At 43.8% G+C, this 24,017-nt stretch carries 19 protein-coding genes; 16 read left to right on the top strand and 3 right to left on the bottom strand.

Features of this window, described 5'->3' with window-relative positions; all coding sequences use genetic code 11:
* Positions 1-294: 294 nt before the first annotated feature.
* Positions 295-471: a DUF6435 family protein gene (locus tag ATG66_RS20590; protein ID WP_143699689.1), complete on the bottom strand. Its 177-nt coding sequence runs from the start codon at positions 469-471 to the stop codon at positions 295-297.
* 341 nt (positions 472-812) lie between these two features.
* Between ATG66_RS20590 and ATG66_RS13020 the strand changes: the two genes are divergently transcribed.
* From ATG66_RS13020 to ATG66_RS12950, 15 genes are all read left to right on the top strand, one after another.
* Positions 813-1,940 carry an ISAs1 family transposase gene (locus ATG66_RS13020; RefSeq protein WP_143699687.1) on the top strand — a complete coding sequence of 376 codons (1,128 nt, stop codon included), beginning with the start codon at positions 813-815 and terminating at the stop codon, positions 1,938-1,940.
* Between the two features lie 66 nt (positions 1,941-2,006).
* Positions 2,007-2,504: a nucleoside deaminase gene (locus ATG66_RS13015; RefSeq protein WP_098415699.1), complete on the top strand. Its 498-nt coding sequence runs from the start codon at positions 2,007-2,009 to the stop codon at positions 2,502-2,504.
* Between the two features lie 230 nt (positions 2,505-2,734).
* A complete protein-coding gene (locus ATG66_RS13010; RefSeq protein ID WP_098415698.1) occupies positions 2,735-3,532 on the top strand; it encodes an SDR family NAD(P)-dependent oxidoreductase in 798 nt (265 codons plus the stop codon).
* A gap of 383 nt (positions 3,533-3,915) precedes the next feature.
* Positions 3,916-4,107: a hypothetical protein gene (locus ATG66_RS21055; protein ID WP_098415918.1), complete on the top strand. Its 192-nt coding sequence runs from the start codon at positions 3,916-3,918 to the stop codon at positions 4,105-4,107.
* A gap of 253 nt (positions 4,108-4,360) precedes the next feature.
* The gene (locus tag ATG66_RS13000) at positions 4,361-5,263 is read left to right on the top strand and encodes a LysR substrate-binding domain-containing protein (protein WP_098415697.1); all 903 of its coding nucleotides are present in this window, start codon (positions 4,361-4,363) and stop codon (positions 5,261-5,263) included.
* Positions 5,264-5,627: 364 nt separating this feature from the next.
* Positions 5,628-6,290 (top strand): cysteine hydrolase family protein, encoded by a 663-nt coding sequence (locus ATG66_RS12995; protein ID WP_098415696.1) that lies wholly within the window; start codon positions 5,628-5,630, stop codon positions 6,288-6,290.
* 79 nt (positions 6,291-6,369) lie between these two features.
* A complete protein-coding gene (locus ATG66_RS12990) occupies positions 6,370-7,173 on the top strand; it encodes a DUF2877 domain-containing protein (RefSeq protein ID WP_179885662.1) in 804 nt (267 codons plus the stop codon).
* A 59-nt stretch (positions 7,174-7,232) separates the two neighbouring features.
* The gene (gene fdrA, locus ATG66_RS12985; RefSeq protein WP_098415694.1) at positions 7,233-8,777 is read left to right on the top strand and encodes an acyl-CoA synthetase FdrA; all 1,545 of its coding nucleotides are present in this window, start codon (positions 7,233-7,235) and stop codon (positions 8,775-8,777) included.
* A gap of 11 nt (positions 8,778-8,788) precedes the next feature.
* Positions 8,789-10,216, top strand: a complete 1,428-nt coding sequence (locus ATG66_RS12980; RefSeq protein ID WP_098415693.1) for a DUF1116 domain-containing protein — start codon at positions 8,789-8,791, stop codon at positions 10,214-10,216.
* Entirely contained in the window at positions 10,213-11,163 is a 951-nt protein-coding gene (locus ATG66_RS12975; protein WP_098415692.1) for a carbamate kinase, read from the top strand. The genes ATG66_RS12980 and ATG66_RS12975 overlap by 4 nt, the downstream gene beginning before the upstream one ends.
* 46 nt (positions 11,164-11,209) lie before the next feature.
* Entirely contained in the window at positions 11,210-11,602 is a 393-nt protein-coding gene (locus ATG66_RS12970; protein WP_098415691.1) for an allophanate hydrolase-related protein, read from the top strand.
* Positions 11,603-11,703: 101 nt separating this feature from the next.
* The gene (locus tag ATG66_RS12965) at positions 11,704-12,960 is read left to right on the top strand and encodes a cytosine permease (protein ID WP_098415690.1); all 1,257 of its coding nucleotides are present in this window, start codon (positions 11,704-11,706) and stop codon (positions 12,958-12,960) included.
* A 619-nt stretch (positions 12,961-13,579) separates the two neighbouring features.
* The gene (locus tag ATG66_RS12960) at positions 13,580-15,211 is read left to right on the top strand and encodes a sodium/sugar symporter (protein ID WP_098415689.1); all 1,632 of its coding nucleotides are present in this window, start codon (positions 13,580-13,582) and stop codon (positions 15,209-15,211) included.
* 93 nt (positions 15,212-15,304) lie between these two features.
* Positions 15,305-17,152 carry a DUF294 nucleotidyltransferase-like domain-containing protein gene (locus ATG66_RS12955; protein WP_098415688.1) on the top strand — a complete coding sequence of 616 codons (1,848 nt, stop codon included), beginning with the start codon at positions 15,305-15,307 and terminating at the stop codon, positions 17,150-17,152.
* A 1-nt stretch (position 17,153) separates the two neighbouring features.
* Positions 17,154-17,858: a 3'-5' exonuclease gene (locus tag ATG66_RS12950; RefSeq protein WP_098415687.1), complete on the top strand. Its 705-nt coding sequence runs from the start codon at positions 17,154-17,156 to the stop codon at positions 17,856-17,858.
* A gap of 32 nt (positions 17,859-17,890) precedes the next feature.
* Here the strand turns inward: ATG66_RS12950 and ATG66_RS12945 are convergent, their stop codons facing one another.
* Together ATG66_RS12945 and ATG66_RS12940 are read right to left on the bottom strand one after the other, a co-directional pair.
* Complete coding sequence (locus tag ATG66_RS12945; RefSeq protein WP_098415686.1) at positions 17,891-18,880, bottom strand: substrate-binding domain-containing protein; 990 nt, start codon at positions 18,878-18,880, stop codon at positions 17,891-17,893.
* Positions 18,881-19,149: 269 nt separating this feature from the next.
* The gene (locus ATG66_RS12940; RefSeq protein WP_098415685.1) at positions 19,150-21,267 is read right to left on the bottom strand and encodes a methyl-accepting chemotaxis protein; all 2,118 of its coding nucleotides are present in this window, start codon (positions 21,265-21,267) and stop codon (positions 19,150-19,152) included.
* A 1,190-nt stretch (positions 21,268-22,457) separates the two neighbouring features.
* Here ATG66_RS12940 and ATG66_RS12935 point away from each other — a divergent pair.
* A complete protein-coding gene (locus ATG66_RS12935; protein WP_098415684.1) occupies positions 22,458-24,014 on the top strand; it encodes a xanthine permease in 1,557 nt (518 codons plus the stop codon).
* Positions 24,015-24,017: the final 3 nt, after the last annotated feature.

Here is a 24,017-nt window from a genome sequence, read left to right as displayed (position 1 = left end):
TACAGCTCCTAAGTTCATTTAGATTGGTAGCGGCATACTGAGTTTAGCTTGTGGTGTATATGCTTTTCAGTACTGTAGCTTATCCGAAAAGTCGGAATACTCTCCTGCATCGTAACTCGGTAATGTCCAAACATGCGTCAGAAAGCACTTGTGGACTGTCTAGAGTTTTAAGAAATATGTACAATCCTAAAGCTACATATTCGCTACATGAATCTTTAAAGAGGTTATAATTTTTAGGTTAACTTATTGATATATAATAGTTAAACTTACTTGTCTTTTCGCCTTAATGCGGCGTTAGGTTTTTGAAGGATTAATATCCTTTATCTGCTTAAAAATCTCTTCTGCCTCGGCGGTCAATTGAGAGTAAGTCCTAATGTCGCCTTTCCTCTGGGCGAGCATAGCTTGCTCAAGTAGCATTGAGTGTCGTTTCTTGAGTTTTTTGGCTGGATTGCTCTTAAAAAGAGAAAACATGAATGACTCCGCTAATGTTTGGTGTATTTTTGTTTACGTAGATTTGTAGAAAAGAGTTCATACAGAGACCACGAAGCTACAAACCTAACAAAGCGTTTAAGGCAGATTCGCAACGCGTGGCATTTTCGATTTGTTTTGAATTTAGTGTTTACGGCACAATGGTTTAGGCAGGGAAAATTCACGTACATGCCCATGTTTAAAGGGTTCGTGGCGTAGTGAGTTCTCAATTTTAGAATCTCACTAGTTAGCGTTATCACATAACAACCAATTGTCTGATGATCGATTTGTAGATCATTTTCAGTGTTTTTTAATACCTCCATAGACAAATTGGAGGTCCAACGATGAGTAACCAGCACCCATTTATGCATTTCGATGTCATTCCAGATTACCGACAACAAGGCAAAGTCGAACATAAGTTAACCGATATCATTCTGTTAACAATTTGTGCAGTGCTTTCTGGTCAAGACGACTGGAAAGCGATTAGCCTTTACGGTGAAGCTAAGTTGGATTTCTTGAAGCGACTTGGTGATTTTAGCCATGGCATACCATCAACATCGACGATAGCCAGAGCGATGGGAATGATTAATGCGACTCGACTACAAAAGTGCTTCATTGAATGGATGAAAGATTGCTGTGAGCTCACTAAAGGTGAAGTCATTGCCATTGATGGTAAGACTGTCAGGGGCTCTTATGATGACTCTCGTGGCTTAGGCGCAATTCACATGGTGAACGCTTTTGCGACTGAAAATGGTGTTAGTCTCGGACAACATAAAGTTTACGAAAAAAGCAACGAGATCACCGCCATCCCAGAGTTGCTCGAACTGCTTGATATATCAGGTTGTTTAGTCACTATTGACGCGATGGGATGCCAAAAGAAAATTGCTCAAAAAGTGTTAAACAAAAACGCAGATTACTTATTGGCGGTGAAAGGTAATCAAGGTCGTTTAGAGCAAGCATTCGATAATTATTTCGATATGAGTATGCTACAAAAACACGATGGTGATTCTTACAGCACACAAGAAAAATCACGTGGCAGACAAGAAACCAGGTTGGCATTAACCAACACAGATTTAAGCGTTTTAGGTGATTTAGAGTTTGATTGGCCCGAGCTAAAAACGATGGGTATCGTTGTTTCTGTGAGACAAGAAGAAGCCGTGGCGAAAGAGTCAGAAATCACGGTGAGATACTACATTAGCTCGAAGAATTTAAATGCTAAAGAATTGTTAAATGCAACGCGTTCACATTGGTTGGTCGAGTCGATGCATTGGTCCCTCGATACGACATTTGGTGAAGATGCTTGCCGAAAACGAGCGGAAGAAAGTGCAGAGAACTTCGCAAGGATCAGACAGATGTGTTTAAACATGCTGAAGAGTGAGACGACTTTGAAAGCGAGTATTAAACATAAAAGAGCGATGTGTGCGATGGATTCAGAGTACTTGTTGAAGGTTCTTGCGAGCCTTAATTTTTAGTGGTTGGTGCTCGTACAAATGGCTAAATAAACCTTACTCATATTATTTGTAAGACGGAGAAATATCATGTGTAACTTAAAAGAAAACAAAGATATGGATAAGTACTTTCACTTCGCGTGCGATGCCACTATTGAAGGTATGCGTGAAGGCACAGGGGGACCTTTCGGTGCGACTCTAACACGAAATGGCGAGGTTGTTTGTTCAGTTGCCAATACGGTGCTCAAAGACATGGATATTTCTGGTCATGCAGAGATGGTTGCGGTGCGTGAAGCGTGTAAGAAGCTGGATACCTTAGACCTATCAGATTGTGTGATGTATGCGACATGCGAACCATGCCCAATGTGCGTGTCGGTGATGCTATGGGCAGGGATAAAAACATGTTACTACGCATCTACCCACTTAGACGCGGCCAAGCATGGTTTTTCAGATCAGCAGCTAAGAGATTATTTAGACGGTAGTGACACATCGACATTAAATATGGTCCATATTGAGGACAATCGTGACGATTGTGCAAAAATTTGGACTGAGTTTCGTCACTTGAATGAAACAAAAAACGATGGTTAATTCTGTGGCATAACGAAGTATTAGGGAAGGTGGTCCTCATAGCTGAGAAGCTAATCATACAACCATTTTTTCAAACGCGATCTTTATTATAAAGGGCGTGTTTGTTTATTTTTTGAGAAATTAAAGTGCTGTTAGCTCCATCGGTGACAACGTTGGTCCATAGGGGTGAAAATATTTATAGTATATGAAACAATGGTTTTCGACCTTCAGACAACATATAGGGAGAGCTAATGACAACGTTAAACAATAAAGTTGCTTTAATCCTCGCGGGTGCCGATGGTATTGGTAAAGCATGTTCATTAAACCTCGCCCAAAGCGGGGCGACAGTGTTTGTTGCCGATTGGGACAAAAAACTTGCTGAGCAAACCGTTCAAGAAATTAATCGGCGTGGCGGGACTGCCTACAGTCTATTTTTTAACGCTTTTGATAACACTACCTATCCACCAATGATAGAGCAAGTCATTAATCAGGAAGGAAAAATAGACATTCTTGTCAATAATTTCGGTGGTGTGGATCTGAAGAAAGATCGTGACCTTGCTCATACCGAAACGGAAGACTGGGAAAAAAACATGTTGGCAAATATTAACAGTGTTTTTATTCCGGTCAAATGCGTGGTGCCACATATGGTTAAGAGTGGAGCAGGAAGTATCGTGAACATCTCGTCTCTCTCTTCATTGAGTGCAGAAATGTCCAGTATTTCGTATGGTACGGCCAAAAATGCGATTAACCATATGACTCGTCAAATCGCAATTCAATACGCTAAATATAATATACGTTGTAACGCCGTATTACCTGGGATGATCGCGACGAATGCGGTCAAAGAGAATCTAAACGACGAGTTCATCGATAACTTTTTATCTACTCAACCGATCAAACGGATGGGCAAACCAGAAGATATCGCTCATGCGGTAAATTTTTTAGCAAGTGATGCTGCTAGCTTCATTACCGGGGTCTGTCTGTCTGTGACGGGCGGTATGGATATCGCGCCAGCACGTTATTACTTTGATGAAGATAAAGTAAGCTTCTAATTATTTTATAAAAGACAGAGGTAACTTGTGGTGCCACTCAATCAGTGAGCGATTTAGCCGCTTTATTGTGATATTCAATATAGGGGGAAATCCCACAAGTTGCCCTAACCAAGATGTTCTGCGCCATACTACGCTGCCACCAACCCCACGCCTCTCATCTATCAATGCTGCTAGTAACGACGGTTTGGTCGTGAATAAATATATATCGACCGTTACATCAAAGTCCAAGAAAAGATAAAGATAAAGATAATACTGCGGCAAATCGTTGAGATGTAACTATAGTTAATATTCAGCTGGCGCAGCCAATAGTCAACACATCTTTGCTTACTGAAAATATGGGATAAAACAAATTAAAAGGCTTAAACTTGGGGGAAAGTATGGCAATGAACAATCATCATTTTAGGGCACTGATTGAGTCGCTCAAAGACTTAACACCAATGCAAAAAAGGTACTTACTTAATCATACCAAAATAGCACTCGATGACGAGCGCAGAATGCTAAGCGTCAGAGACATACTCACCCCAGAAGAGTTAGAAGCGCTGTTATCCCCTATACCTACAACAAATACAAAATAATATCTATCGTCAGGTCAACGCTAGGAACCAAGTGAAGTGATACCACTTTGCTTGGTTGTTAGATTTTCTCCTTCTCTCCAAGAAAAGCATTTCCGGCTCCTCCTTTAATAGAGAGTTATCAGGTTAATGGCGCGACTACCAATCATACCCTCGACCCGCACTGTGTAATTTATTACCACTATTGATAAACTTGAAAGCAATTTTTCTAGAATTTAGGTATATTAGAGACGATTATTATATTGTGATTGTTGCTATGCCATTATCGAAAGAGTCGTTGAAAACTATTCATATCATTGCCCATTCTGGCAGTTTTGCCGTCGCTGCTGAGCGGTTAAACCGAGTACCTTCCGCGGTAAGCTATACGGTGAAGAAGCTCGAGCAAGAGCTTGGCTTTACTTTGTTCGACCGTACGGGGCGACAAGTGAGGTTAACGCCAGCGGGGCATTACTTTATTGAACAAAGCCGCTGGATGTTAGATTCGTTTGAAGAGCTGGTACGTAACAGCACCATGATTAGCCGTGGTGTCGATGTCTCGTTTGATATTGCGATCAACAACATTATTAATCGCCGAGGCATTACCGAGCTGGTGAGTCAACTTAACCAACACTTCCCTGCGACACAAATAGGGATCAAAACCGAAGTGTATAATGGCTGTTGGGATGCTCTGTATGGACGTCGTGCTGATCTGGTTATCGGTGCGCCAAACTCCCCGCCTAAATTGGAAGGTATTGTTTATCATGCTATCGGCCTTGTCGAGTGGGATTTTATTGTCGGCCAAACCCACCCGTTAGCTTCTCATGTGGGTACCCTGACCACCGAAGAACTGCGCGGCTATCCGGTTGTGGTGGTTCGCGATACCTCGCAACATATATCACCACGAATCTCATGGTCACTTACTGGGCAAACCATGATCTACGCTCCTGAATTAACCACGGCAACTCAAATGATTGAGGACGGCATTGGGATTGGTTATATCCCTCACCATCGGATTAAAGAACAGCTCAACCAAGGTAAGGTACTGAAAAAAGCCATCATAGAGCATAAGCAACCGACGCAACTGTTTTATGCTTGGCATGCTCAGCGCGAAAGCCCCGTGTTGGAATGGTGTGTCGACTATCTGATTAAGAATGAACATAAGTTCAATTGGCATAGCTAGTATAGATATGAGCGTACCAATTGACTAACTATCTCGCTCACTAGTAAAAGCCCATTTGCGTTAAGTGTTACTTTCTGCGGTGGTTGCCCAACCAAGCTCTCACTTTTGGCACTAAAATGACGCGAAATTTTGATGATTTGATGCAAAAACTTCGTTGAGTTATCAGTGGGCTTTACTATTTGCAGTGTTATCACCAGCAACCGTGCGGTTGATGTGATACAGGTCTTACCCCTCTATTGATTGGTCAATTATTTTGATGATTGAGCCCTTATTTTCTCACTTTTTTTGTTCTCATCGCCACTATACACTCCTTACGTACGCAAAAGAGCGTCAATAAACACTAATAACAAAAGGTATGATAGTTATGATTAAGTCATTTAATGCTGAACCCTTTGCCCTAGAATTTGATCCTAAAACAACAGCTCTTGTCATGATCGACATGCAGCGTGATTTCGTTGAACCCGGTGGCTTTGGTGAAGCACTTGGTAATGATGTCTCATTGGTACGTACTGCAATTGAGCCGTGCATGGCCGTGGTTGAAGCGGCCCGTGAAGCTGGCCTGACGGTCATTCACACTCGCGAAGGCCATCGTGCTGATCTAACGGACTGCCCAGCGGCGAAGCTAACGCGTGGTGGTAAGACATTCATCGGTGAAATGGGACCGAAAGGGCGAATTCTGATCCGTGGCGAACAAGGTCATGACATTATTCCTGAACTATACCCAATCGCTGGTGAGCCGATCATCGACAAACCTGGCAAGGGCGCATTCTATCAAACAGATCTTCACTTAATTCTGCAAAATCGTAACATCAAAACGCTGATCGTTTGTGGTGTCACGACAGAAGTGTGTGTTACCACAACCGTTCGTGAAGCGAACGATCGTGGCTATGAATGCATCATTCCTGAAGACTGTGTCGGTTCTTACTTCCCAGATTTCCAAAAATACGCCCTAGATATGATCAAAGCACAAGGTGGTATTTTTGGTTGGGTATCAAACTCAAAATCGATCATGGAAGCGATTAAATAATCGTTAATTAGCGATGTTATTCGCTCACGAGAAAGGGAACCTATACCCAGTACAGGCGTTTGATGGCTATATTCACAGTGTGTTTGATAAAGCCATCAACATTGTCACCAATGACCCAACTGCACCATGGGTTTCCTTACTTGATCTTTCTCTGCCAAATACGCCTTGTGGGTTAAAGGTAGCAATGGCAAGTCAGCCTATCTTTAAACAATGTCAAGTGAAGGATAGGGTCTATTATCGTGGTGGTATTTTGCGTTTTGAGGCTCAGCCTCTACTCACGATTGATAGCCGAAGCGCGAAATGGTGGTGCCGTCCACCAAAGCCGAGAGAGTATCAAGAAAAACGGTTACTTAATAACATCCGTTATTTAGAAAGTTGTTTTACGCAACATATAAATAAAAATGAAAGTGATAACTTAAATATTAAAAGCCATCTTGAATACTTAAGAGAGAAAGCACTTTATTTCAATTTTAACTTATTTTCTGAGCCTGAGTTAATTACAGAGAATATTGGAAAAGGGCAGGGGTTAACACCGTCTGGCGATGATTTTATATGCGGTGTGTTTGCTTTACTCACTTACGTAAGCAAAGAATTTTCAGAGTTAAGCCATACCTGCTCTGTGGTGCTATCTACGATGGTTAAGTCATGTCAGTCAAACTGGCAGAAGACAAACGAGGTGAGTCTTCATTATTTGCAGCAAGCGAGTAAAGGCGACATTTCCCAACCCGTTTTATGGTTAGTCTATTCAATTTTTACTTCCACTTTAGAGAGTGAAGTGGAAAAAGCATTACATAATGTACTTGAAATAGGTTCTAGCTCCGGCTGTGACATTGTTTCGGGTATTTTATTTGGAGCTCATCAATTACAACTCAATCAATATTAGTCAATCGTATGCCTAAATAGTTATTGATCTATTATTGATGCCAATAAAAGTGGTTATTTATGACAGTTAAATATAAAGCATTTGAAAATATGTATCAGGACTCAGTCTCTTTGATGCAGTTATCAGCACAATTAAATAAACTCGACGGAATTGAAGATGCGTCGGTTGTCATGGGCACCGAAGCTAACTTGAGCCGCATGGCTGATGCAGGCTTTGGTTCTGACATTAGTGCGAAACCAAACGATTTAGTGATTGCCGTAAAAGGTGAAGAGGCAGCGTGCGATGAAGCGATCGCGTTAGCGGAAGAACAGCTGACATCACATAGCCACGAAGCGAGCAGCAAAAGCGATTTTGTTCAGCCTCTAACGAGCTTCGCTTTAGGTTTAGAGCAAAATCCAGACGCGAATTTAGCACTGATTTCAGTTCCTGGTGAATACGCGGCAGCGGAAGCCATCAAAGCGCTCAACCTTGGCCTTAACGTCATGATGTTCAGTGACAATGTGCCATTACAGGATGAGCTGAAAATTAAACAATTAGCACAAAAGAAAAACCTCATCGTCATGGGGCCGGATTGTGGTACCGCCATCATTAATGGTACGCCATTGGGTTTTGCAAACGTGGTTCGCCAAGGTGAGATCGGTATCGTTGCTGCGTCGGGGACCGGATTACAAGAAGCAACGTGTCGCGTACACCAACTAGGCGCTGGTATCTCTCAAGCATTAGGAACCGGTGGTCACGACTTGCACCAAGAGGTCGGTGGTATTTCAATGTTGACGGGCTTACAAGCATTAATTGAAGATGAGCAAACCCGCGTTATTGTGCTGATATCAAAACCGCCAGCACAAGAGATTGCTGAGCGTATTATAAAAGTGGCCCAGTCGACAGTGAAGCCTGTGGTAGTGCACTTCCTTGGTGCATCAGACGAGCATATTCAGCGCGATGGTGTTTACTCGGCGGAGACATTAGCACATTCCGCTGAAGTCGCGGTTGCACTACTGAATGAGCAAACCGTTAATGCGCCTGAAAGCATCCCACCAACCACCAAAAGCACCGTGCTTGCCCATGCCGAAGCTTTGAACGCAGAGCAGCGTTATGTTCGTGGTGTTTTTGCTGGTGGTACCTTCTGTTTTGAAGCTCAGTTAATTTGCGATAAGGCAGACATTACGGGGTATTCCAATACGCCGGTGACCGCCTACCACTCATTAAATAACATTTGGGAAAGTCAGGGTCACACCATTGTTGATTTAGGAGACGATGAATTTACTCAAGGTCGTCCGCACCCAATGATTGACCCGACACTGCGCAACCAACGCATTATTCAAGAAGCTCGCGATCCACAAACCGCCGTCGTGCTATTTGACGTGGTGTTGGGTTACGGCGCATCGGAGCAGCCACTAGACGAGTTGATTGCAGTGATTGAAGGGCTGAAAAAAGAGCAAGACCAGCTTCCGGTATTCATTGCGCATGTCTGTGGTACGGATTCTGATCCCCAATCACGTGAACTAATCAGCCAAATGTTAACTGAGCAAGGTGTCATCATTGCTGACTGCAACGCTCAAGCAGCAGAGTTCGCAACACTTATCATTAACCAGCAAAATCAATAAGGAAGAGCAGAATGAAAGCTTTATTCAATCAAAAACTGACGGTCCTTAACGCTGGTTTAACCAGCTTTGCAACCAATATAGACCGTGCAGGCGGCACCGCGATTGCCCTGAATTGGCAGCCGCCGGCAAATGGTGACATGGCAGGAGGCTTAGCGCTTGCTGAGCTGACCAATGCGGTTGATATTGAACAAGCGAACCAGATCGCGATGGGGCGTTACTTAGCCGCCCAACCAACACTTGTTGATGTGATGTTAGCGGGTGAAGCGATTCCCACCTTAGCGGAGCGCAAACTGATCCTACATGCGGGGCCACCGATTGCGTGGGCTGATATGTGTGGACCAGTACAAGGCGCGATTCTTGGTGCGATTGTATTTGAAAAATGGGCCGAAGACATCGAACAAGCGCAAGCTATGATCGACTCTGGAGAGGTCGTTTTTGAACCTTGTCATCACTATGATGCCGTCGGTCCGATGGCGGGGATCATCAGTCGTTCAATGCCAGTTTGGGTGGTCGAAAACCAAACCGAAACGGGCACTGAGCGGGTCTTTTCCAACTTTAACGAAGGGCTAGGTAAAGTTCTGCGTTTTGGTGCCAATAACCGCGATGTGATTGAACGTCTTGAATGGATGGGAACTGAGCTTGCGCAAGCGATGAAAGCGGCAGTACGCCAAATGAATGGCCTAGAGCTTAAGCCAATTATGGCGCAAGCGCTGCACATGGGCGATGAAGTTCATAACCGTAACGCGGCTGCCACAGGGTTATTGTTGAAGCAACTGCTTCCAGCGTTGTTGTCGGCAAAGCTTGAGCCAAGCCAGCTTGAACGTGTGATCGGTTTTATCACTGGTAATGATCACTTTTTCCTCAACCTTTCAATGGCGGCGTGCAAAAGCATGTTGAAAGCCGCTGAAGGCGTAGCGAATAGCACCATGGTGACCGTAATGGCACGAAATGGCGTTAACTTCGGCATTCAACTTTCTGGGACGGGCAACCAGTGGTTCCAGGCGCCAGCCAATCCAGTTAATGGCTTGTTCTTTCCTGGCTTTAGCGTCGAAGATGCCGCGGCAGACTTAGGCGACAGTGCGATTACGGAAACCGCCGGTGTTGGTGGTTTTGCGATGGCTTCTTCTCCTGCAATCGTCAAGTTTGTTGGTGGTACGCCAGACGATGCCACTAATAACAGCCGCTCAATGCAGACGATTACGATTGGCAATAATCCTGCCTTTACCTTGCCTGCACTGAACTTTGCTCCCACTGCTGCTGGGGTCGATGCACGTAAAGTCGCAGATAGCGGCGTGCTCCCAATCATCAATACGGGTATCGCTCATAAACAGGCGGGTATTGGCCAAATTGGTGCCGGGATTACGAGCGCGCCAATGCAATGTTTTGTTGATGCACTGCGTGCATTAGACGCTCAACGTAATACAGAGGAATCACTATGAGTAAACGTCCTTTAGCTGTCATCGCTTTTGGTGGCAATGCGTTAATTGATGATAACGAGCACTGCTCGATTAACGATCAATACCATACCGTTGAGCAAAACGTCGGTTATTTGGTTGATATGATTGAGCGTGGCTGGGACTTAGTGATTACACACGGTAACGGCCCTCAAGTCGGTTTCATTCTTCGCCGCTCAGAGTTGGCGGAACATGAAGTGTCACCCGTACCGGTTGATTACGCGGTAGGCGATACCCAAGGTGCCATTGGTTATATGTTCCAAAAAGCCTTAGCCAACGAATTGAATCGCCGTAATCTTTCACGCCCAGTGGTGTCTTTAGTCACACAAACGTGTGTGGACCCAAACGATGCCGCCTTCGCTCAGCCTAATAAACCTATTGGTTCGTTTATGAGCCAAGAAGTGGCAGAAAAAAATGCTGAAACCTTAGGTTGGAGCATTATGGAAGATTCTGGACGCGGTTGGCGTCGTTGTGTCGCAAGTCCACAACCTCTTGAGATTGTCGAGCTTTCAAGCATTGAAAACTTAGTCGCAAGCGGTGCTTTAGTGATTGCTTGTGGCGGCGGCGGTATTCCGGTAGAGCGCGATGCACAAGGCAATCTCACTGGTCTTGAGGCTGTGATTGATAAAGACGTTGCTTCCGCATTATTGGCCGAAAAGCTCAAGGCAGACATGCTAATCATTCCGACTGGGGTCGAAAAAGTCGCGATTAACTTTGGGCAACCAGACGAGCAATGGCTTGATAACTTAACGCCTGCGCAAGCACAGACGTTGTGTGATGAAGGTCAGTTTGGAGAAGGCTCGATGAAGCCAAAAGTTGAAGCATTATTGAAATTTATCGCTTCAAACCCACAAGGCGCAGGTTTAATCACCCAAGCTAACACACTTTCACAAGCGCTTGACGGTACAACAGGCACTTGGATTCGTCAGTAATTTGATTTTATTTTGCCCAGTGCGCTGGGCTTTTTTGGAGAGCACCATGTCAACAACACAAACGACGCTACTAGCAGTAAACGGCACACTAATGCGTGGCTTAAAACTTAATCCTAACTTAATTAACGTTGGGGCAGAATTCGTGCGTGAAGATGTCACCGATAAGCATTATAGATTGTGGTCAATCAATGATGATCACCCAGCAATGATTCGTACCACCGAAGAGAACAACTCTGTCGATTTAGAAATCTGGTCACTACCAATGGACGCTTTTGCGACGGTACTGAGCAATGAACCTGCGGGTCTCTCGATTGGTAAAGTCATTTTAGCCGATGGCAGCGAGATACTCGGTGTACTAGGCGAACCTTGCTTAGTTGAGGGCCAGCAAGAAATTACCCATACCGGTGGTTGGCGCAAATATACGCAAACATTGAGCTAACTTCCATCATCTGATTCCAGTCATCTCGTTAGCTTCATCGCTAGTCCCTACATTGAGATGACTGGAAACAATAATAAAAATCGAACAAAAGGTTTTGAATTATGAGTAATAATAGAAAAAGTGATGACGCTCCGACTACCGCTTCTGGTATTCAGATTGCCATGATTCTACTGGGTATCCTGATTACCCCTGTGCTGTTGGCTTCTTCGAGTTTGGGTAGCCAGCTTGAACTGGGCAACGCCGCGTTAATTATTGCTATCGGGAGTATTATCTTAACGGTTCTGGCGGTGATCAACATTTCTATCGGCCAAAAAGCACGGTTGCCGACTTACGGTATCGTAAAGTTTTCTTTTGGTAATCAAGGAGCCATCGCCATTAACGTGATCATGGCGATCAGCTTATTTGGTTGGATTGCTGTTACGGCCAATATGTTTGGTCACAGTGTTCATGATGTATTGGGTAGTTTTGGTGTGTCTGTGCCGATCCCGGTATTAGTCGCCATTGGTTGTGTTATTTTTGTTGCTTCCACGGCGTTTGGTTTTGAAATACTGGGCAAAGTGTCTAAAGTGGCCGTGCCTGTGATTGTTGTTCTTATGTTTGTGGTGCTGTTCCTTGCGACAGGCAGCGATGTAGTCGCAACAGAGAAACTAGGGCAACTCCCATTCGGTGCGGCAGTCTCTTCAGTTGTCGGGACGATTATCGTGTTAGTCGCGACTGCGCCAGATTTCGGTAGCTTTGTTCATAATCGCAAGCACGCAGCGATTGCCGGTGTATTAACCTTTGGCTTGGCCTATCCAGTGCTGTTCTTTGTCGGCGCAGTACCTAGCTCGCTTACTTCTGAGGGCTCATTGCTCGGCGCCATGGCGGTGATTGGAACGACGCTTCCTGCTGCTGTCTTACTGGTATTTGCTTGTATCACTGGTAACGCCGGTAATATGTTCCAAGGCACATTAGTGGTATCGACACTGTTAAGTAAAATTCCTAAGTGGAAGATCACCGTCGCATTAGGCCTATTAGCAACGGTACTTGGCAGCATGGAGATCATGGCGTGGTTTATTCCTTTCCTACTATTCCTAGGAATTGCGACGCCACCTATTGCGGGTATTTATATCGCAGATTTCTTTATGAATCGCCGCGAAGGCTACGACCAAGCTCTGCTTGAAACGGAAAAGGCAATCAAGCCAATGACATTCGTCGCGTGGGGAATCGGCTCTTTGGTTGGCTTTGCGACCGTTAATGACATATTTACACTAACGGGCATCCCATCACTGGACTCAATTCTGATGGCATCACTGGGGTACTTTTTACTATGCCGTAATGGTGTGAAAAGCATGGCGACGCCTAAAAACGCGAGATAAAAGCTTTAATCCACCTTGTATGCGTCAATGACTTCAAGGTGTTTTATAGTAAGAGTGACTTGGTTTGCAGGTGCGACAATAATGTGAATAGCTAATATTCTAATTAAAACTCGTGACAAACCCTGTGAGCCAAGGCAACTCATCCTTCGAAAGTGTGTTATTAACACGATCTCATCATCAAATCCTTCGGAAATTCTCCGCCATTCCACCTACGAAACCACAGTCCTTGTTCACTTCAAAGTGGGGTTGAGTTTGCAAAAGACTCAAGCCAGAAATCCCATAGCCCACTGTGCAAACTATGACGCTGATTGAGCATCTATCTTTTTCACCATTCTCAAAAAATAGTAGTGCTTGTTTACTTTAAACGAGGCGTCGATGTGGTTTGAGAATAACGGTTATTTTTCTAAATTAACTCCTTTCCCAAGCGTTTTTTGTTATCGTTTACATTGCCGTGTTGTGTTTTTCTACTTTGATAAAAGTATCAAGCTAAATAATTGTGATCATTCACGCATTGTGCGTCTTATTGCGAGGTTGTGCTGATATCTGTGATTTATGTTGCATTTTGCTTTTGTGGTAACGTTTACACTAATCGGCGTAAACAAACTATAGGATGAAACAAATGTCTAATGTAGAACATGGGCTAAGCTCCATCGACATAATGGTGTTTGCTATTTATGTCGCAATTATTATTGGTGTGGGACTTTGGGTGTCCCGTGACAAGAAAGGGGTGCAAAAAAGTACAGAGGATTACTTCCTTGCAGGTAAATCCCTTCCTTGGTGGGCGGTTGGTGCGTCACTGATCGCTGCAAACATTTCAGCAGAACAGTTTATCGGTATGTCCGGCTCTGGCTATTCGATTGGATTAGCGATTGCGTCATACGAATGGATGGCTGCCATCACGCTGGTTATCGTCGGTAAATACTTCTTACCTATCTTTATTGAAAAAGGGATTTACACCATCCCTGAGTTTGTCGAAAAGCGTTTCAATAAGCAGCTCAAAACCATTTTGGCGATTTTCTGGATCTCACTTTACATTTTCGTCAACCTGACTTCGGTACTTTACTTGGGTGGTTTGGCGCTAGAAACCATTTTAGGCATCCCGTTAATATACTCTATTGTGGGCTTGGCACTGTTTGCTTTGGTTTACTCGGTGTACGGTGGTTTATCTGCGGTGGTTTGGACCGATGTTATTCAGGTGTTTTTCCTGATCCTTGGTGGTTTCATGACGACCTTTATGGCGGTTAGCTATATTGGTGGTGATGACGGTTGGTTGGCCGGCATGTCAAAAATGGTCGACGCAGCACCTGGCCACTTTGAGATGATTCTTGATCAAAGTAACCCACAGTACATGAACCTGCCGGGTATCGCGGTACTGATTGGTGGCTTATGGGTTGCTAACTTATATTACTGGGGTTTCAACCAATACATTATTCAAAGAACCCTTGCCGCTAAGTCGATCGCTGAAGCACAAAAAGGTATTGTGTTTGCGGCATTTTTGAAATTGATTGTGCCATTCCTAGTGGTTATTCCAGGCATTGCTGCTTACGTCATTACTTCTGATGCCCAACTACTGGCCAACCTTGGTGAGGTGGGCGCAACCAACCTGCCAAGTGCAGCACATGCTGATAAAGCTTACCCTTGGTTGACTCAATTCCTACCCGTCGGTGTGAAAGGAGTCGTCTTTGCAGCACTAGCCGCTGCGATCGTTTCTTCGTTAGCGTCTATGCTTAACTCGACAGCGACTATCTTTACCATGGATATCTACAAAGAGTACATTGGCCCTGAATCAGGTGACCATAAACTGGTGAACGTGGGTCGTTCAGCTGCCGTTATTGCGCTGGTTATTGCTTGCTTTATTGCGCCAATGTTAGGTGGTATTGGTCAGGCATTCCAATATATTCAAGAGTACACTGGTCTGGTTAGCCCGGGCATTCTAGCCGTATTCTTGTTAGGTCTATTCTGGAAGAAAACAACCAGCAAAGGTGCCATTATTGGTGTTGTTGCGTCTATTCCTTTTGCGTTGTTCTTGAAGTTTATGCCAATTGCGATGCCATTTATGAACCAGATGCTATACACGCTGCTGTTTACCATTGTGGTGATTGCTCTGACTAGCTTGAGTACTTCTGTTCACGATGATGATCCAAAAGGTATCAGTGTCACGGCATCTATGTTTGCCACTGATCGCAGCTTCAATATCGCGGCTTACGGAATTATGATCGTGCTGACCGTTCTCTATGCACTATTCTGGTAAGTAGACCGTTGATTAAGCTCCGCTATACACTGGCGGAGCTTTTTTATTTGTCTCGCACAATTTCTGAACATCTAGGGTATAAACGGAGTACCTATGGATTCTACCTTATTGCCTAATGTGGTTTCTTTTCTAAAAACGATCGCGCCATTCTCTAGCATCCCCGATGACATCCTAGACAGTATTGCCACTGATGCTGATATTCTTTATTGGGGAAAAGAGCAACATATTTCACTGAACGACTCGCAAGAGCGGAATCTTTATATTATCCGATCAGGGGTGATTGAGCAGCGCTTACCCAACGGGAACCTGAGGGCTCGACTAGGTAAAAATGATGTCTTCGGTTTTAACTTAGAACAAGACAATTATCAGATAGTGACCGTTGAAAGCTGTCTGATTTATAAATTTAACTATGCCAGATTACTGAGTAAAGTGGCTCACCTTGGGTCGGTTGCTGACCAGCTCGCGATTGACGCGAATCATCGGCTTAAATCCAGTGTGAATACTGAATTGCTTGAGGCTGAAAAGGGGCTGTATTTTAAGACGGTAAAAGAAGTGGCACTCTCAGATATTGTTTTAGTCAGTCCGAATATGAGCATCCAAACCGTGGCAAAAAAAATGCGCGCTCATCAAGGCTGTTCGTGTGCGCTGATTGTAGAAGGTAGAGCATTAATTGGAATGGTCAGTGAGAGAAATATCACCAATCGTGTGGTGGCGGAGGCGATGGATGTCTCTCGGCCTATTGTTGATATCATGACCGCTGAGCCTAAAACGCTCACAGAGGATGAACTGGTTCTCTCTGCCGTTCACCTTATGATGAAACATAACATTCAACATGTCCCACTGATTAACCACGATAAACAGATAGTCGGCTTAATTACTCCGCAACAATTGATTCAAAAACACAGTGTTCAAGCCATCTTTCTGATAGAGAAAATTGGTTATTGTGACACATTAGATGCACTCATCGGCTTAACGAATGAACGTCAGTCTGTATTCGAGGCAATGGTCGAAGCGCATTTGCCTGCTACTATTATCGGCCAAGTACTTAGCATGATTTATGATGCCTTCACATCACAATTACTCAAGTTGGCAGAACAAACGGTCGGGACGCCACCTTGTCGATACGCATGGTTAGCCGCTGGGTCGCATGCCAGAGGTGAAGTGCATTTAGGGTCGGATCAAGATAATGCGTTGGTGCTCGAGGATTCCGCCACAGAGGCTGATAGATTCTATTTTCAGCACTTGGCAATGTATGTCTGTAAAGGGTTAGCCGCCTGTGGATATTCACTGTGTAGTGGACGCTTTATGGCGGCCACTTCAAAATGGAACCAACCGCTATTTATTTGGAAACAATACTATCGTAAATGGGCGAATAACCCTGAATACGATTTGCTGCTTAACTTAAACGTCTTTTTAGAGATACGCTTTATCGCGGGGGATGAGAGCCTGTTTGATCAAATAGACCATTATCGTAACGAGTGCATTCAAAATAACCCACGTTTGATGTCGGCACTGGTGAGAAACTTGCTCACGGATCGCCCGCCTTTGGGAATATTTAACAACTTAGTCTTAGAAAGTGACCATAGTGATGGAAAAACGCTGAACATAAAAAAAGCGGCGATTGGCTTGCTGGTGGATATTGCGAGAATTTATGCGCTCAGCGGTGGGGCGGGAGGAACGCTCTCGACGGAGGAGCGAATTCAGTTCGCGTTTGAGCATGGAGTGCTGAACGAAAACTCATATCAGGATTTAATTGGCACCTATCGTTATGTCACGCAAATGAGGTATTCTCATCACCTGAAGTGCCTGCGAGAAGGGCTCAGTGTGACAAACTTAATCTTTCCTGACCGGTTTGGCAGCTTTGAACGACAGCATTTAAAAGATGCATTCCGAATTATTGGCGGCTATCAAGATGCGTTAAAAATGAAGTTTGGTGCCTAATATGTTTCGTCCATACTCACGACATTTTGCGCAGTTAGAAACCGAGCGTAATAACCTTGAAACGGCGCATTTACCAGCATCGCTGAATGCGCTGTTGCGCACGCCGTTGCCCAGTGCCGTCGCTGATATCAAGTCCCTCAATACATTAGTCTTAGACTTCGAAACCACCGGCTTTGATGCTGAACAAGACAAAGTTTTGAGTATGGGTTGGGTTGAAGTTCGCCAAAATCAGATTCATTTGGGGAGTGCTCGACACGTTATTATCAATCAGCCAGTCGCCGCAACTGCCGACTCGGTAAAAATCCACCACTTAAGGCCTGAAACACTAGACACTTTCGGCATCGATGAACATGCGGCTTTTTTTCAACTGTTTGATGCGATGGTGGGAAAAATTCTCATTGCGCATGGCAGCGTAATGGAAAAACGTTTTTTAGAGAGCTATGTCAGAGCGCAGTTTGAACAACCGACATTGCCCTTAATATGGTTGGATACGTTAAAAATTGAGCAGTACCGTGAAAAATTACGGCCTGTCCGTTCTGATTGGCGCTTAAGCTCAATTAGGGAAGGGCATGAACTACCTGAGTATCAAGCCCATAACGCACTCAGTGATGCCGTTGCTACTGCGGAATTATACCTTGCGCAAGTTGATCGCTTGTTTGGCCTCGATTACGCCCCTCTGCACGTGATCGCCGATATTTCAAACTGAAATCAACGCTGTTTCCGCATGTGGTAAGACGCTTATACCGAGTTTCTGCGCACTAGCGTTGGACTAAATATAGCGGTTTCTTCTTCAATAATTTCACCACGTGATAAGGCTAAGGCGAGGTGTGCCGCACGTTCTGCCATCATCTCAATCGGGTAGCGAATCGTGGTTAAGCCAGGATGAACAAAACGCGCAATTAACCCGTCATCAAAACCGATCAACGCGACGTCTTCTGGCACTCTTATGTCATTTTCTTTCAACACCGCTAAAGCACCTGCCGCCATAAAGTCGTTGTAGGCGAACACGCCAGTAAATTCGAGTGATTTAGTTAACAGGTTAGTCATTGCAGCTTCGCCTCCGTCACTATTTGGCTCGCCGTATTCGATATAGCTTTTGGGTAATTCGATGCCATGTTCTTTGAGTGCGGCTTGATACCCTTGTTGACGCTCTTGGGTATCTTCAATGTGATGAGAGGACGCGATATGCGCTATTTTGTGATGCCCATGACGGATCAAATACTCTGTTGCTATGTACGCGCCTTTTTGGTTATCAAGGGAAATGCAACGCTCAGCTAATTGTGGAATATGACGATTTATCAGTACCATGCCTTTTACTTCATTGGCGTAACTGACCAGCTCCTCATTCGATAAGGCTTTAGAGTGAATGACAATGGCATCACAACGGCTATTAATGAGTAATTCGAGCGCTTGGCGTTCATCTTCTGCGTTGTGGTAGCCATTGCCTATCAAAAGATGTTTGCCGTTATTGTGTGCGATGCGATCGATGGATTTAATCATTGAGCCAAAAAATGGGTCGGACACATCACCGACCAAAACGCCCATGGTCGTGGTACTTTGGCTGACTAATGCTCGAGCGGCAGCATTGGGACGATAACCTAACTGTTTCATTGCTTTGGTCACGGAGTCGATGGAGCGTTGACTCGCTTTGGGGGATTTGTTGATCACACGTGAAACCGTGGCGACAGAAACACCGGCTTCTTTCGCGACATCTTTGATCGTTGCCATAGAGAACCTTTACTGGCTAGAAAATTGAACTAAAGGTATTAAACACCGATTGTGTAACAAGTACAAATAGATAGAGAATTTGCTTTTGAAAATAAGACCTATACCACTGATATGTAAGTGAGATCTAAGCAATGTATACGTTAGTCACCCCATGTAATGCAATGAATGAAACCAACGTATAGTAATGAAGGCTAAATTTGAGTGTTAATAAACCCCAGCTTATTCAGTCAGCCGGGGTTTGTGGGGAGGGTGAATTGCGGTCGCGGAACTTATGACTTAAGCATATTGAGTTGTTTATCGAGTTCAGAAATTGAGCTTTCCATCTCTTGGCTAATGGTTTCAACCTCCTCAGAGAGATGATTAAGTTGTCGTCCTGTATCCACTATCGCGGTGATATTGCGATTGATTTCTTCGGTCACGGAGCTTTGCTCTTCAGCAGCTGTCGCCACTTGCATTGAGTTACTTGTGATACTACCGATGATGCTCGTCATATCTTGTAAGCTTTGATTGCTGCTTTCGACATCTTTAACCGCACTCGATACTTTATCTCTATTTATTTCTATTTGATTTACCGTGCTATCAACTTCAGTTTGTAAGCTATGAATTAGCGCGTCAATCTCTTCGGTCGAATGTTGGGTACGGGAAGCAAGGTTGCGCACCTCATCTGCAACCACAGCAAAACCACGTCCAGTGTCACCAGCACGGGCAGCTTCGATCGCCGCATTCAGTGCTAATAAGTTGGTCTGTTCTGCTATATCTCTAATAACGTCCAATATTTTTGAGATATCTTCGCTTCTGCATGCCACTTGCGACATCCTTTCACACGCGGTATCCATATCTTTGGCAACCACATGAATATCTGAAAGCGTTTTAGTAAACATGGTTAAGCTTTTATTTAACAACCTGTCTGATTCATTGGCTTCCTGTGAGGTGTTTTGAGCGAGGACAGACACTTCTTGCGCAGTCGCAGCCATTTCGTTCATTGCTGTTGCTATACTGTCGGTTTCAGAAGATTGACTTTGTGCTGCTTGTTTTGAAGCATTGGAGGATTGCAACAGAGACTCGGAATTCGTGCCTATGCCTCTAGATTGACTCTTCATTATCACAATCATGGCTCTGAATTTATCAATAAAGTTGTTAAAGCCGGTGGCCATTTCATCCAATTCTTTATGCTTCTGGCTAGGAATGTTTATCGTCAGATCCCCGTCACTGCTGGCAAGAGTTTGAAAGTGTTTACTCATATTGACCAATGGCTTAGTAAAGCTAGTGAGCATCACGCTAATCACAACGAGCGCAAGGATCAAACCAATGAGTGCTTGAATGGCTAATGTCGAATTAATCTCATTAAAACTTGAAGTGAGTATCTTTTGATAGGTGATGGAATCGGCTAATGCGACAGACTTAGGCAATAGATAAACTAAAGTCCATTTTGACGATTTTGTTAGTGTAATTTCACTCACCGATATCAATGAATCTTGAGTACTCTGCTCTCTTTGATTATTGACGTCTTTTATTTGCGCCCATAATTTTGGATTCACCGCTTTGAGTGATTGCCCAGCAGCATTACTTAACGCGCTATCAGCGATGATCGTCCCTTGCTCAGAAATGATGAGCATTTCGCCTTGGTTATTAAACAGGCCGTCAGAGAGTTGAGTGACTAACTTTTGTAATTCTGGCAAAAATATGTCAATGCCAACCATCCCCAAGAAAGTATTACCGTCTAAAACAGGGTAGGTGATACTGGTCATCAGTTGGGAAATGCCATCGCTAACCTCTTCGCGGTAAGGTTCTAATATGCAGTTATTTTTTGTCTCTAGGCTGCATAGGTACCATTCTGCATTGCGCTTACCAAACTCGTTAAGGCTACCGTCGTATTTTTCATCTGAATCGGTAATACGCTCTTGAATGACCTCTGAACCATCTCGATACCAATAGACTTCTAAAGAACCACTGTCCGTGCTGTGGCTTAAGCCACGAGAAGCAAACTGGTTGTCTAAATTGTCATAAGCATTAGGTTCAAAGTAGGTGTACAGAGCGCTGAATTCACGATGGTCAACGAGCAATTCTTGAGTGATGGCCTCGACTTGTTTCCTGTCGAGAGGGTAACCATCATTTTTTAACGATGTTGCTTCAAGAGTTGAAGAGAAAGCCTCTGCGAGATTTAATGCCGAGTTGATGTACTGTTCTACTTCTTCTTCCGCGCTCTTTGTCGCGAACGCTATGGTTTCTACCGTGTTCTCTTCGAGCATTTTAGCCGAAAAATCGGTGGTTTTTGTCGTTACCTCTTTCAGTGATAGCGTAATGGATAAAAAAATTCCCCCAATTATCACAAGCATTAAACAAGCGAGTGCGAGTAAAAGTTTGTTTCTGATACTCCAATTAGACATAAATAATTCCCATTGAGTCCTCTTAGTTTGGACTGTGTTTTTTTATAAGAGATGCCCAATGCGCAGCATCAAGATAATCAGATGCTGATCCAAAAATGATAACTATCTATTTGCATTGCGCGATATTTATATTTAGATGCGAATGATAAAAGCAATAAAATATAAACTCATGAGCATGGTGGTTTGTTGCATACATGCAAGTGTTTATCTGGAAGTAAAATGATCTTACTAATTAAAGCTATTGAAGTTTTTATATCACCGTAAATGTCTGAGTATGTGGTTAAGTTTGGATGGTTCTTGGTTCTTGGTTTTTGTCTTTGGTTATCATCAGTCGAATAAATGAGATTAAACGAGATCTAAGCGATAAGTACTGTTGATATTTTTATTTTTAACGTTTTTGCCATTAATGTCTATAGTGATAGCGCCATTATGGGAATCTAATCCAATAAATAAGGGCCCTTAGAGGTTCGTTAGCAACAGGTTAACCATCAAAATCCAATTTATTATCATTCTAGCAACAATAACCATATCGGTTTTTTTTGTGATTTGGGTTGTGTTTTCTGGGGCGGAAAAATAAACCAGTCATTCAAAGAGTAGGTTAATTCAGCGGTAAATACCCAAACAGGGATATTAATGAATGGATGAGATATAAATCACATGTCTCAGTCGTTCAGTATGCGCTTCATTGATTCAATATATGGCATTTTTTTAATTATTAAACTTTAGTTGTATTTATACCTCACTGACAAAACAGTTAGGCTGTAGACCAGTCGTTTTAAAAGCCGGAAGTAAGGCATGACAAGGTCATTGGAGTCTGTATTGAACGAGTGGTATTTATAAATACACTTACTCGACTTATGCTGCTAATTTAAATAATTAATGCTCTTCATTTACTTATCAAATAACCTAACAAGCACCATCTCTTTTATTTTTGTGATTAAGTTCATGGATATAAAACGAATAACATCGACGGGATTATTTTTGAAATTTGTTCACTATCACATAAAAAACACAAATGCCGTCATTTTTGTTAATTAAATGTTAAGTGGGGTGGTATTTGTTGGTGACTATTATTACTTCAGATAGCCATCATCCATTTTATTAATTTATAAAGCGTACCCAAACTTGCTAGCTTTAATGTTGCTTTAACGGTGTGAATAATAACGTTAATTAAATTTAGGGAAATGATTATGGATATGACTCAATTATGGCGAAAAGGCGACTGGGCCGCTTTTTTCGGCTTATTTACCAATAACTTAACTAACTTATTAACCATGATGGGCTTGTTGCTTTTTGTGGTTGGTTTGCCCAAAGACTTTGTTATGGGGCAAGTTGCGCCTGCATTCGGCTTTGCCGTTATGTGTGCCAGTGTTTTTTATGCGTGGTTTGCTTATAAATTAAGAAAAGAAACCGGTCGTGATGACGTTACAGCGTTACCTTCAGGGCCAAGCGCTCCTTCCATTTTTACCGTCACATTTTTGGTTATCATGCCGGTATACCAAACCACACAAAATGCGCAATTTGCTATCCAGATTGCTCTCGTGTGGTGTTTTGTTGAAGCGATGATTCTACTTATCGGCTCTTTCTTTGGTGACGCGATCCGTCGCATCGTCCCGCGTACGGTGCTGCTGTCGTGTTTAGCGGGGTTAGGTTTGACCTTGTTGGCTTTAAACCCAATGTTACAAGCCTTCTCAACGCCAGTTGTTTCGTTTGTGGTATTAGGGCTGATTTTTATTAACTGGTTTGGCTCTAGCCCACTGTTTCCTAAAATCCCGACTGGTTTGTTATTGATTATTGCTGGCACCGTGCTGGCTTGGGCATTTGGTTTGCAGTCGCCAGAAGCGATTGTTGCTGCACTGTCTGACGTAGGTTTTAACCCTCCAGGTTTGCACATCGATGATTTTGTCGAAGGTATTCCTCATGCTCTACCTTACTTAGCTTCAGCGGTGCCTTTGGGTCTTGCCAACTATGTGTTTGACTTAGAAAACATTGAAAGTGCTGATGCGGCTGGCGATGCTTACCCAACTCGTAAAGTGATGACGGTCAATGGTTTCTCGTCCATGATCGGGGCGTTCTTAGGTAATCCATTCCCTGTGACTGTATATGTTGGTCACGCGGCTTACAAACAGATGGGGGCCAGTATCGGTTATACCTTATTCAACGGTATCATCGTGTTCCTCGTGTCGTTGTTTGGTCTAGGTGCGCTGTTACTGAGTCTAATCCCGGGTGCTGCAATCGCGCCAATCCTTGTATACATCGGTATCGTTACTGCTAATCAGGTGGTACGTGAGTCTCCAAAACTGGAAGTTCCAGCTATCTTTGTTTGTTTATTCCCGTGGGTCGGATATTGGGCTCTGACCATGTTCAAAAACACTTTAGCGACCGCAGGTACTAACGCGCATGAAGTTGGCATCGATGCTCTGGCAGCTAAAGGTATCTATTACGAAGGCATGGTGGGTTTAGGCAACGGCGCGCCACTGGCTAGCTTGCTATGGGGTTGTATGGTGGTGTTCTCCATCAATAATACGCCGCTGCGAGCTGTGGTTGCGGCACTGGTTGCGGCTTTCCTCTCCATTATTGGCTTTATTCACGCCAACGGTGTTGGCTTTGCACAACCTGAGTCAATGATGTTTGTGTACTCATATTTAATGCTGGCAGGGCTGTTTGGTGTTAAGCACTTCTACAACCTCAAAGAAAGTACTGCTGAAGAATTAGAAGCAAAAAAATTACAGTCTGAAACGGTGTAAAGG

The organism is Vibrio sp. ES.051 (genome assembly GCF_002563795.1).
Classification (GTDB): domain Bacteria; phylum Pseudomonadota; class Gammaproteobacteria; order Enterobacterales; family Vibrionaceae; genus Vibrio.
Note: the sequence above shows the minus strand (reverse complement) of the source record. Positions and strands in the feature narration are given on the sequence as shown.

Coding starts and splice junctions, on each gene's coding strand:
- ATG66_RS20590 (WP_143699689.1), bottom strand. CDS start 471: ATGTTTTCTCTTTTTAAGAGCAATCCAGCCAAAAAACTCAAGAAACGA.
- ATG66_RS13020 (WP_143699687.1), top strand. CDS start 813: ATGAGTAACCAGCACCCATTTATGCATTTCGATGTCATTCCAGATTAC.
- ATG66_RS13015 (WP_098415699.1), top strand. CDS start 2,007: ATGTGTAACTTAAAAGAAAACAAAGATATGGATAAGTACTTTCACTTC.
- ATG66_RS13010 (WP_098415698.1), top strand. CDS start 2,735: ATGACAACGTTAAACAATAAAGTTGCTTTAATCCTCGCGGGTGCCGAT.
- ATG66_RS21055 (WP_098415918.1), top strand. CDS start 3,916: ATGAACAATCATCATTTTAGGGCACTGATTGAGTCGCTCAAAGACTTA.
- ATG66_RS13000 (WP_098415697.1), top strand. CDS start 4,361: ATGCCATTATCGAAAGAGTCGTTGAAAACTATTCATATCATTGCCCAT.
- ATG66_RS12995 (WP_098415696.1), top strand. CDS start 5,628: ATGATTAAGTCATTTAATGCTGAACCCTTTGCCCTAGAATTTGATCCT.
- fdrA (WP_098415694.1), top strand. CDS start 7,233: ATGACAGTTAAATATAAAGCATTTGAAAATATGTATCAGGACTCAGTC.
- ATG66_RS12980 (WP_098415693.1), top strand. CDS start 8,789: ATGAAAGCTTTATTCAATCAAAAACTGACGGTCCTTAACGCTGGTTTA.
- ATG66_RS12975 (WP_098415692.1), top strand. CDS start 10,213: ATGAGTAAACGTCCTTTAGCTGTCATCGCTTTTGGTGGCAATGCGTTA.
- ATG66_RS12970 (WP_098415691.1), top strand. CDS start 11,210: ATGTCAACAACACAAACGACGCTACTAGCAGTAAACGGCACACTAATG.
- ATG66_RS12965 (WP_098415690.1), top strand. CDS start 11,704: ATGAGTAATAATAGAAAAAGTGATGACGCTCCGACTACCGCTTCTGGT.
- ATG66_RS12960 (WP_098415689.1), top strand. CDS start 13,580: ATGTCTAATGTAGAACATGGGCTAAGCTCCATCGACATAATGGTGTTT.
- ATG66_RS12955 (WP_098415688.1), top strand. CDS start 15,305: ATGGATTCTACCTTATTGCCTAATGTGGTTTCTTTTCTAAAAACGATC.
- ATG66_RS12950 (WP_098415687.1), top strand. CDS start 17,154: ATGTTTCGTCCATACTCACGACATTTTGCGCAGTTAGAAACCGAGCGT.
- ATG66_RS12945 (WP_098415686.1), bottom strand. CDS start 18,880: ATGGCAACGATCAAAGATGTCGCGAAAGAAGCCGGTGTTTCTGTCGCC.
- ATG66_RS12940 (WP_098415685.1), bottom strand. CDS start 21,267: ATGTCTAATTGGAGTATCAGAAACAAACTTTTACTCGCACTCGCTTGT.
- ATG66_RS12935 (WP_098415684.1), top strand. CDS start 22,458: ATGGATATGACTCAATTATGGCGAAAAGGCGACTGGGCCGCTTTTTTC.